Source organism: Gemella cuniculi DSM 15828 (assembly GCF_000425665.1).
In the GTDB taxonomy this organism is placed as follows: Bacteria; Bacillota; Bacilli; order Staphylococcales; family Gemellaceae; genus Gemella; species Gemella cuniculi.
The window spans coordinates 1-1,723 of the sequence record NZ_AUDW01000037.1 but is presented as its reverse complement, the minus strand read 5'-3'; the positions used below and the strand labels follow the sequence as shown (position 1 = coordinate 1,723).

Below are 1,723 nucleotides of genomic sequence, written 5' to 3'. Positions count from 1 at the left end.
TTGAACATTGAAAACTAAACGAATTAAGTCAACGTTAATTCCAAAAAGGACAGTTTAGAAAAGAAACTATAAAACTTTTTAAGAGCTAAATCAAGCTAACAAATAATTTGGAGAGTTTGATCCTGGCTCAGGACGAACGCTGGCGGCGTGCCTAATACATGCAAGTCGAGCGAAGATATCTGGTGCTTGCACTAGATAACTTAGCGGCGAACGGGTGAGTAACACGTAAAGAACCTGCCTCATAGACTGGGACAACTACGGGAAACTGTAGCTAATACCGGATAACAGAATTAACCGCATGGTTAATATTTAAAAGTTGGTCAAGCTAACACTATGAGATGGCTTTGCGGTGCATTAGCTAGTTGGTAGGGTAAAGGCCTACCAAGGCGACGATGCATAGCCGACCTGAGAGGGTGAACGGCCACACTGGGACTGAGACACGGCCCAGACTCCTACGGGAGGCAGCAGTAGGGAATCTTCCGCAATGGGCGAAAGCCTGACGGAGCAACGCCGCGTGAGTGAAGAAGGATTTCGGTTCGTAAAGCTCTGTTGTTAGGGAAGAAAGGTTGTGTAGTAACTATACACAAAACAGACGGTACCTAACCAGAAAGCCACGGCTAACTACGTGCCAGCAGCCGCGGTAATACGTAGGTGGCAAGCGTTGTCCGGAATTATTGGGCGTAAAGCGCGCGCAGGTGGTTTAAAAAGTCTGATGTGAAAGCCCACGGCTCAACCGTGGAGGGTCATTGGAAACTGTTAAACTTGAGTGCAGGAGAGAAAAGTGGAATTCCTAGTGTAGCGGTGAAATGCGTAGAGATTAGGAGGAACACCAGTGGCGAAGGCGGCTTTTTGGCCTGTAACTGACACTGAGGCGCGAAAGCGTGGGGAGCAAACAGGATTAGATACCCTGGTAGTCCACGCCGTAAACGATGAGTGCTAAGTGTTGGTCTCATAAGAGATCAGTGCTGCAGCAAACGCATTAAGCACTCCGCCTGGGGAGTACGACCGCAAGGTTGAAACTCAAAGGAATTGACGGGGACCCGCACAAGCGGTGGAGCATGTGGTTTAATTCGAAGCAACGCGAAGAACCTTACCAAGTCTTGACATACTGTGAAGAGATAAGAGATTATGTTGTTCTGGCCTATGGTTAGACACAGATACAGGTGGTGCATGGTTGTCGTCAGCTCGTGTCGTGAGATGTTGGGTTAAGTCCCGCAACGAGCGCAACCCTTATATCTAGTTGCCAGCAGTAAGATGGGGACTCTAGATAGACTGCCAGTGATAAACTGGAGGAAGGTGGGGATGACGTCAAATCATCATGCCCCTTATGACTTGGGCTACACACGTGCTACAATGGATAGGAACAAAGAGAAGCGAAGGCGCAAGTTGGAGCGAACCTCACAAAACTATTCTCAGTTCGGATTGTAGTCTGCAACTCGACTACATGAAGCTGGAATCGCTAGTAATCGCGAATCAGAATGTCGCGGTGAATACGTTCCCGGGTCTTGTACACACCGCCCGTCACACCACGAGAGTTTGTAACACCCGAAGACGGTGGCCTAACCTTTATAGGAGGGAGCCGGTCACGGTGGGACAGATGATTGGGGTGAAGTCGTAACAAGGTAGCCGTATCGGAAGGTGCGGCTGGATCACCTCCTTTCTAAGGAAGAAGGGATTAAGTTGATAAGATTCGTTTAGTTTTGAGTGTTCAAGGAATACTCAA

Annotated in this window: 1 rRNA gene; it reads left to right on the top strand. The window is 48.5% G+C overall.

Going from position 1 to position 1,723, the window contains the following annotated elements:
• Positions 1-104 precede the first annotated feature (104 nt).
• Positions 105-1,660, top strand: a 16S ribosomal RNA gene (locus H612_RS0104650).
• Positions 1,661-1,723 lie beyond the last annotated feature (63 nt).